Source organism: Hyphomonas sp. (assembly GCF_041689225.1).
GTDB lineage: Bacteria > Pseudomonadota > Alphaproteobacteria > Caulobacterales > Hyphomonadaceae > Hyphomonas.
This window is the reverse complement of the sequence record NZ_JBDNGN010000060.1, coordinates 1-7532: the sequence shown is the minus strand read 5'-3', so window position 1 is coordinate 7532 and position 7532 is coordinate 1. Positions and strand designations below refer to the sequence as shown.

Sequence of the window (7532 nt, the reverse complement as noted above, 5' to 3'; positions counted from 1 at the left end):
TTGCGAAGATCAGGGGAAATCAAATTTGCCATGGTAGCTACCTCCTCGAACTGTGAATCACAGTTCGAGGAGGCTGGGAATCAATTTGATTCACTCATGCTGTACGTTGCTCTAGCCCGCTTCGCGTTCGCTGCGCACGTCGAGATTGTATTCGCGCACCTTGCGGTAAAGCGTCGAGCGGCCAATGCCGAGACGGCGAGAGACTTCGCTCATATGCCCGTCGTAGAATTCGATCGCGTATTGCAGGATATCCTGTTCGATTTCCGTCAGAGTACGCAGTTCGCCATGTGAATCAGTGATGCTGACCGGGCTGCTGCCCGCCGCAACGGGGCCTGTGTCATTGGCGGCCATGGGTGCGGTCGGCACAGCATTGGCCGCAACCGGCGCTGCCGGCAGGCTCTCGAGGTCGGGCATCTGGCCGGAGATCTGCGGGAAGTCCTGCGGCTGCAGGAGGTCGCCCTCGCACAGCACGACGGCGCGGAAGACGGCATTCTCCAGCTGGCGCACATTGCCCGGCCAGTCGAACGCATACAGCATCTTCAGCGTGTCATCGGAGACGCCGGACACTTTCGCGCCTTCGCTTGCATTGAACCGTGTCACGAAATGCTCGACCAGCGCCGGGATATCGTCGCGGCGTTCGCGCAAGCTCGGCATGTCCACAGGGTAGACATTGAGCCGGTAGAAAAGGTCTTCGCGGAACGTGCCTTCGGCGACCTGCGCGGCGAGATCGCGATTGGTCGCGGAGATGATGCGCACATCCACCTTGGTCGGGCGGCGCGAGCCGACGGCATCCACCTCCCCTTCCTGCAGGGCGCGGAGCAGCTTCACCTGGGCTTCGAGCGGCAGTTCGCCCACTTCATCGAGGAACAGCGTGCCGCCATCGGCCTCAAGGAACTTGCCCGGCGCTTTCGAGATGGCACCGGTAAAGGCACCCTTCTCATGGCCGAACAGGATCGACTCGACGAGGTTTTCGGGGATCGCGCCACAGTTGACGGTCACGAATGGCTTGCCGACGCGGGCCGAGGCACCCTGGATACAGCGCGCGACGACTTCCTTGCCGACGCCGCTTTCACCGAGGATGAGCACGGGAATATCAGACGCTGCCGCCCGCTCGGCAAGACGCACCACCTGGCGCATCGGTGCCGCCGAAGCAATCATGTCCTCGAAGCTCATGCCGCCCTCGGCCTTGCGCGACAGGCGCTTCACTTCGCCGGTCAGCGACTGCATCTTGAGGGCGTTGCGAATGGAGACAACCACACGTTCCGGATTGGCTGGCTTGACGATGAAGTCCACCGCGCCGCGGCGCATCGACTGGACGATCGTGTCGATACCGCTTGTCGCGGTCAGCATGATCACCGGCAGGTCGGGGCGCTTGTTCGACAGGCGCTCCAGCGTGTCGAGGCCCGACAGGCCGGGCATGGTCAGGTCGAGCAGCACCACGTCGACGCCGTCCTTGGCATCGGCAGCCACCGCAATCCCGGTCTCGCCGTCCGGCGCCGTGCGGCAGGCAAAACCCGCCTTCTCCACAGCAGCCTGCAGCAGGCGGCGCTGTGTCGGATCGTCATCAATTACCAGAACGGTCTTCGCCATCATCTTACCCTTGTACGTGGCCGGAGGGTCTGTTTTGCCCACCGTGCCGGAATTCACTGGCGCAATATGGAACAGGAACGGCTCACATCGCGACGACCCGTTATGACACAGCGGGGTGAGGTTCTGGTGTACGCAATCGATAAAATTTCAGGCGAATTTTCGAGGCCCAGCCTCAATGCGGCGAAGGCTCTGCCGCGACCAGCCGGTCAAAGTCGGCCTCGTCCAGCCGCTGGATGAACCGCACGCCAACAAGCTCGTCCTTCTGCCAGCGCTTCTCGCACACCAGGCGGAGCGTGACAGCGCCGCCGCGTCCGTGGACGAAAAGGTAGAACTCGCCCGGCAGGTCCGGCAGGATCGCGCCGGCGCCAAAGGTCAGCTTTGCGCCGGACTGCGACATGTCGAGAATGGAAACGTCACGCGACGCGCTGAGGTCAGGCCATACCATGCGGCCCGGCCGATAGGCCTGAACGCGTGGATCGGTGCGCCGGAGTTCCATCTGGACCCGGTTGAAACCCGCCTGCAATTTGGACGCAAACCTGTTCATCCGCGTATCTATGCGCTCGCCCGGTAAACGGATTGCAAACAGAATACATGCATTTCAGCGCAGGATCATGCCATCCGCGAATATGCGAACATAGATTGAGCTTGCCCCGGAACTGTGCAATAAAGCGCTTATCGACTTCGAAATTGTGTCGGATAACTCGCAACTAAGGCCGTGCTTAAGCGCCGCTGCAAGACCGACTTCTCCCCGCAAGACCCGAGATTGATCACGTGCGCGCAACTCCGCATGCCCGTGAATTTTTAAGACCAGGTAAGATCTATGTCTACAGGAACTGTTAAGTGGTTCAATAGCCAAAAAGGCTTTGGCTTCATTCAACCCGATGCCGGCGGCGCTGATGTGTTTGTGCACATCTCCGCAGTCGAACGCGCCGGTCTCGCAACGCTCAATGATGGCCAAAAGGTCAACTACGAGCTCGAGAAAGACGCTCGCAGCGGTAAAATGTCGGCTGGCCAGCTCTCGGCTGCCTAAAGCCTTTTAAGGCCCCGCGTACGCCGCGAGAGCCACACATTCCCGAAAACCCCCGCACCTCACGGTGCGGGGGTTTTTTCTTGTCCATGTGTCGGCAAAGCCATCAGGCGCGGCGCAGGTCAAAATCGCCGGGGTTGCCGTCATCCTTGTGGTCCCAGTCATAGACGAAATAGCCGGAATTCAGGTCGGCCGTGAACATGCGCTCCATCTCGAAACCGGCTTCGCTGGCGAGCCGCTCGACATAAAAGGGCGAGGGCCGGCACGCCGCACCGTGGATCGATTCCTCGATCACGTCCTTGCGGCCTTCGAAATACACGATCTTCTGCGGGTCGAGCGAGTCGCACACGACGGTCTCCATCACCATCTCGTCGGTCATGCCGAAACAGATGGCGAGGTGTTCGTCGACATTGCCGAGATGGTAGAGCAGGCCGAGGTGCAGGATCAGGTCGAACGTCCCGTAATGGGAAAAGTCCGTTTCCAGGTCGCACTGCTCAATGCGCAGGTTTGGCACCTTGCGGTGCTTCAGGCGCGCCATGTCCACCGTCTCCTGACGCCCTTCCAGGCAGGTGACATCTGCGCCGAGTTCGGCAAAGAACGCGCCGATCTCGCAAAGCCCCGCGCCCAGTTCCAGCACCTTCTTGCCCTTGAACCAGTCGAGCCCGTAAAGGCTCATCAGCTTGTTGATCAGGTTGGTGCGCCAGACAGCATAGCTGATGTCGAACAGCGCGTCGGTGCGATAGATCGTTTACAGCGCCAGATGCTTGTCGATCGGCGACAGCGGCGCCACCATGACGATCTGTTCCATACGCTCGAGATGGCACTCCATCTTGTCCATCCGCCATGGCAGGCTGCGTATGTCCTTCATCGCCTGAACGATCTTTTTCAACATGTCTGTCCTTCCCCTGGGGCCCGCATGGATAGGTGCCGCGCACGGCTGGATTGGCCCGCCCCGCGCCTTTTACACCAGAAACCGAGCAACCGCTGTGCCAAAACCGGCGCCCGGCGCAGTTTGTGCCGCACGGTTCCGGCCCCCTAGTCGGGCAGGTCGCTGACCGGCTGGCCCGTCTGCCGCCGCGTCTCGAAATGGTTCTCAAAGGCAATCGCCAGGCACGCCCCGATGATCAGCACCGCCCCGGCCCACACCCGCCAGCCCGGCATCTCGGCAAAGAACACGATCCCGAACAGCGCGCTCCAGATCAGCGCCGTATATTCCAGCGGCGCCAGCAGCTGCGCCTTCGCCCGCGCATAGGCCAGCGTCATCAGGAACCAGACCGAATAGCCGAGCACCCCAAGCAACCCGAACACCGGCAGGTCGCCCACATTCACCGGCCCCGCCATGCCGAACAGGACCGGCGCCATGCACAGCGCCGGCACGGCATTGGTGAACAGGGCAATCGTCGTCGCATCTTCACGCAGCGCGCGCAGGCGCAGCAACACCAGGATCACCGCATAGATCGCCGCCGAGGCAAGGCACGCCGCCAGCCCGAGCCACCGCCCGTCACCGGGCACCCCCTCTCCGCCGCCGCTGATCGCGAACGCGGCCCCGGCAAAGCCGACCAGCGTGATCAGGAAGGCCCGCGCCGACACGAATTCCCCGAGCACGAACTGCGCCACGAAAGGCACCATCAATGCAGCGGTGAACCCGATGATCGTCGCCTCGGCCAGCGCCAGCCGTGTCAGCGCAAAGAAGAAAAGGATCGCGCCGACCAGCTGCAGCGCCCCGCGCAGCGTATGGAACCGGATCGCCTCCCACGGTGGCATCGGCCGACGCTGCCAGAGGAACACTGCTAGCGCCAGCAGGGCCCCGAAAAGGAACCGCCACGCGACCAGATGCATCAGCCCCGCCGCCGGCGCCGCCCCCTTCACGATCGCATCAATCCCCGACCCCATGCCCACGGCGAGCACGGCGATGAGTAATGGGCGCGAGAGGAGGCGGTCGATCATCCGCGATGGCTAAGCGAACGCGGCGGCGCTGTCCAGCGGCGAACCGCCCTGTCGCAGCGCAGCAAACAAACCAAGAACACCCTAGACACGCCCCTGCCCCGCCTCCATATCTGGGCGCATGGCCCGCTCTTCCTCCAAATCCTCCCCCAATGTCGTTGCCGAGGCGCCGTCCGTGTTCACGCTGGACGGGCCGGCGCGCGGCGCGATGGAGACGCTCGCCCCGTCGATCTGGACGCCCCACCGGCCGGACCGCGGCTGGGACAAGCTCGAAGGCGGCATCCCCTTCCGCGTGCAGGCCGACTATGAGCCCGCCGGCGACCAGGTCACCGCCATCCCGGAACTCGTCGAGGGCATCCGGGCCGGCGAACGCGACCAGGTCCTGCTCGGCGCGACCGGCACCGGCAAGACCTTCACCATGGCCAAGATCATCGAGGCGACCCAGCGCCCGGCTCTGATCCTCGCCCCCAACAAGACCCTCGCCGCCCAGCTCTATGGCGAGTTCAAGTCCTTCTTCCCGGACAATGCGGTCGAGTATTTCGTCTCCTATTACGACTATTACCAGCCGGAGGCCTACGTGCCCCGCGCCGACCTCTATATCGAGAAGGAATCCTCCATCAACGAGGCCATCGACCGGATGCGCCACTCGGCCACCCGCGCCGTGCTCGAGCGCGACGACGTCATCATCGTCGCCTCGGTCTCCTGCATTTACGGCATCGGCTCGGTCGAGACCTACACCTCGATGACCTTCACGCTCGCCCCCGGCGACCGCATCGGCCCGCGCGCCGTCGCCGAGCGCCTCGTCGCCAACCAGTACACCCGCAACGACATTGCATTCACGCGCGGCACGTTCCGCATCAAGGGCGACGTCGTCGACATCTTCCCGGCCCACTATGAAGACCGCGCCTGGAAGCTCTCCTTCTTCGGCGACGAGCTGGAGACGATCACCGAGTTCGACCCCCTCACCGGCGCGAAGATCCAGTCCCTGCCCGCGATCAAGATCTACGCCAACAGCCACTACGTCACGCCCCGCCCGACGCTCCAGCAGGCCGCCCAGAAGATCAAGGCCGAGCTCAAGGCCACGATCGCACATTTCGAACAGCACGGGAAACTGCTCGAGGCCCAGCGCATCCAGCAGCGCTGCCAGTATGACATCGAAATGCTGCAGGCCACGGGCTCGTGCAACGGCATCGAGAACTACAGCCGCTACCTCACCGGCCGCAAGCCCGGCGAGCCGCCGCCCACCATGTTCGAATACCTGCCCGACAATGCCCTCGTCTTCTGCGACGAGAGTCACCAGACCGTCCCGCAGATCGGCGCCATGTACAAGGGCGATTTCAGCCGCAAGTCGACCCTCGCCGAATATGGCTTCCGCCTGCCCTCCTGCCTCGACAACCGCCCGCTCAAATTCGCCGAATGGGACGCCATGCGCCCGCAGACCGTCCATGTCAGCGCCACGCCCGGCAAGTGGGAGCTCGATCGCACCGGCGGCGTCTTCACCGAACAGGTCATCCGCCCCACCGGCCTGATCGACCCGCCCGTCGAGGTCCGCCCCGTCTCGAAGGACGGCGCCAACCAGGTCGACGATGTCATGGCCGAGGTGAAGGCCGTCGCCGCCAAGGGCTTCCGCTCGCTGATCACGACCCTGACCAAGAAAATGTCGGAAGACCTCACCGAATTCCTCCACGAGAACGGCGTGCGCGTGCGCTACATGCACTCCGACATCGACACGATCGAGCGCATCGAGATCATCCGCGACCTCCGCCTCGGCGTGTTCGACGTCCTTGTCGGCATCAACCTCCTGCGCGAAGGCCTCGACATTCCCGAATGCGCTTTCGTCGGCATCCTCGATGCGGACAAGGAAGGCTTCCTGCGCTCCGAGACCAGCCTCGTGCAGACCATCGGCCGCGCCGCGCGGAATTCCGAGGCCCGCGTCATCCTCTATGCCGACCGCATCACCGGTTCGATGGAACGCGCCATGGAGGAAACCTCCCGCCGCCGCGCCAAGCAGGAGGCGCACAACCTGGAACACGGCATCACGCCGACCACGATCATCCGCGGCGTGCAGGACATCCTTGGCGAGCTCGGCGAGAAACCCGGCACCAAGTCCCGCGCCCGCCGCGACCGCGACAAGGGCCTCGCCGAAGAAAAAGCCTTGCCACTTGCGGGCGAACCCGGCCACAATCTCAAAGCAGTGATCGCGGATACAGAAAAGCGGATGCGCGAATCCGCCGCCAACCTGGAATTCGAACAAGCCGCCACGCTCAGGGATGAGCTGAAACGGCTGAGAGAGCAGGATTTGGGATTGTAGGTGTCCGTATCAAGCTCCTTCACTCCAGTGATGTTCAGACTTCTGGACCATGAAAAACATGAAATAGTTCCTCCGTCCCACGAACATAAGACGCAGCGCATCGCGTTCCGAGTATCAGACGATGTGACTTGCGCATTTTTTGACGCACCGCCTAACACATTGCTTGAATTCTTCAGAAACTATGACGGACTGACCGCAGTCGGAGCTAAACAAATTTGGGAACTATTTCCCATTTCGCAGTGTTCGTCGTCAGGTATTTTGAGACAGAAGGCTGCCTGACTTAGTGAGGGTTTGGCTCATCTGGTTTCAGTTAAGCAGCCGATTGTGCGTGCTGCAAGCGCCTTAGTTTCATGGTCTTCCTTTTGATCTTCTCCCTTTCAAGCAGGATGGTATGGCCGCGTCCGGTGTAGACGTCTGCGGGCGTGAGGTTTTTCAGGCTCTCATGATAGCGCTGATGATTGTAGCGGCCAACGAACGCATCGATTTGAGCATCAAGGTCGCCCGGCAAGAAGTCGTTTTCCAACAGGATTCGGTTCTTCAGCGTCTGGTGCCATCGCTCGATCTTGCCCTGCGTCTGAGGATGATAAGGCGCGCCGCGTGTGTGGGTCATGCCTTTGTCACCAAGATAGTCCGCTAACTGACCGGAGATGTAGCAGGGCC

The 7532-nt window shown here is 62.3% G+C and carries 8 protein-coding genes; 2 read left to right on the top strand and 6 right to left on the bottom strand.

Going from position 1 to position 7532, the window contains the following annotated elements; all coding sequences use genetic code 11:
* Window positions 1-111 precede the first annotated feature (111 nt).
* Both ACESNB_RS05170 and ACESNB_RS05165 read right to left on the bottom strand, forming a co-directional pair.
* Window positions 112-1590, bottom strand: coding sequence for a sigma-54-dependent transcriptional regulator (locus ACESNB_RS05170; protein ID WP_373004848.1), 1479 nt, complete (start codon window positions 1588-1590; stop codon window positions 112-114).
* Between the two features lie 172 nt (window positions 1591-1762).
* The gene (locus tag ACESNB_RS05165) at window positions 1763-2134 is read right to left on the bottom strand and encodes a PilZ domain-containing protein (RefSeq protein WP_373004845.1); all 372 of its coding nucleotides are present in this window, start codon (window positions 2132-2134) and stop codon (window positions 1763-1765) included.
* Window positions 2135-2410: 276 nt separating this feature from the next.
* Here ACESNB_RS05165 and ACESNB_RS05160 point away from each other — a divergent pair, with 276 nt between their 5' ends.
* Window positions 2411-2620 (top strand): cold-shock protein, encoded by a 210-nt coding sequence (locus ACESNB_RS05160; protein ID WP_340692029.1) that lies wholly within the window; start codon window positions 2411-2413, stop codon window positions 2618-2620.
* Between the two features lie 103 nt (window positions 2621-2723).
* On the opposite strand, the gene ACESNB_RS05155 is transcribed toward ACESNB_RS05160, so the two are convergent.
* The 3 genes from ACESNB_RS05155 to ACESNB_RS05145 form a co-directional block, all read right to left on the bottom strand.
* Window positions 2724-3293: a methyltransferase domain-containing protein gene (locus ACESNB_RS05155; protein WP_373004840.1), complete on the bottom strand. Its 570-nt coding sequence runs from the start codon at window positions 3291-3293 to the stop codon at window positions 2724-2726.
* 72 nt (window positions 3294-3365) lie between these two features.
* Window positions 3366-3509, bottom strand: a complete 144-nt coding sequence (locus ACESNB_RS05150; protein WP_373004837.1) for a hypothetical protein — start codon at window positions 3507-3509, stop codon at window positions 3366-3368.
* A gap of 143 nt (window positions 3510-3652) precedes the next feature.
* Window positions 3653-4564: a DMT family transporter gene (locus ACESNB_RS05145; protein WP_373004834.1), complete on the bottom strand. Its 912-nt coding sequence runs from the start codon at window positions 4562-4564 to the stop codon at window positions 3653-3655.
* Window positions 4565-4682: 118 nt separating this feature from the next.
* Here ACESNB_RS05145 and uvrB point away from each other — a divergent pair, with 118 nt between their 5' ends.
* Window positions 4683-6872 carry an excinuclease ABC subunit UvrB gene (uvrB, locus tag ACESNB_RS05140; RefSeq protein WP_373004832.1) on the top strand — a complete coding sequence of 730 codons (2190 nt, stop codon included), beginning with the start codon at window positions 4683-4685 and terminating at the stop codon, window positions 6870-6872.
* Window positions 6873-7182: 310 nt separating this feature from the next.
* Here uvrB and ACESNB_RS05135 read toward each other — a convergent pair.
* On the bottom strand, window positions 7183-7532 hold a 350-nt coding region (locus ACESNB_RS05135; protein WP_373004829.1), incomplete at its 5' end, for an integrase core domain-containing protein.

Excerpts from the sequence above, each read along its gene's own strand:
- ACESNB_RS05170 (WP_373004848.1), bottom strand. The coding sequence starts at position 1,590 with ATGGCGAAGACCGTTCTGGTAATTGATGACGATCCGACACAGCGCCGC.
- ACESNB_RS05165 (WP_373004845.1), bottom strand. The coding sequence starts at position 2,134 with ATGAACAGGTTTGCGTCCAAATTGCAGGCGGGTTTCAACCGGGTCCAG.
- ACESNB_RS05160 (WP_340692029.1), top strand. The coding sequence starts at position 2,411 with ATGTCTACAGGAACTGTTAAGTGGTTCAATAGCCAAAAAGGCTTTGGC.
- ACESNB_RS05155 (WP_373004840.1), bottom strand. The coding sequence starts at position 3,293 with ATGAGCCTTTACGGGCTCGACTGGTTCAAGGGCAAGAAGGTGCTGGAA.
- ACESNB_RS05150 (WP_373004837.1), bottom strand. The coding sequence starts at position 3,509 with ATGTTGAAAAAGATCGTTCAGGCGATGAAGGACATACGCAGCCTGCCA.
- ACESNB_RS05145 (WP_373004834.1), bottom strand. The coding sequence starts at position 4,564 with ATGATCGACCGCCTCCTCTCGCGCCCATTACTCATCGCCGTGCTCGCC.
- uvrB (WP_373004832.1), top strand. The coding sequence starts at position 4,683 with ATGGCCCGCTCTTCCTCCAAATCCTCCCCCAATGTCGTTGCCGAGGCG.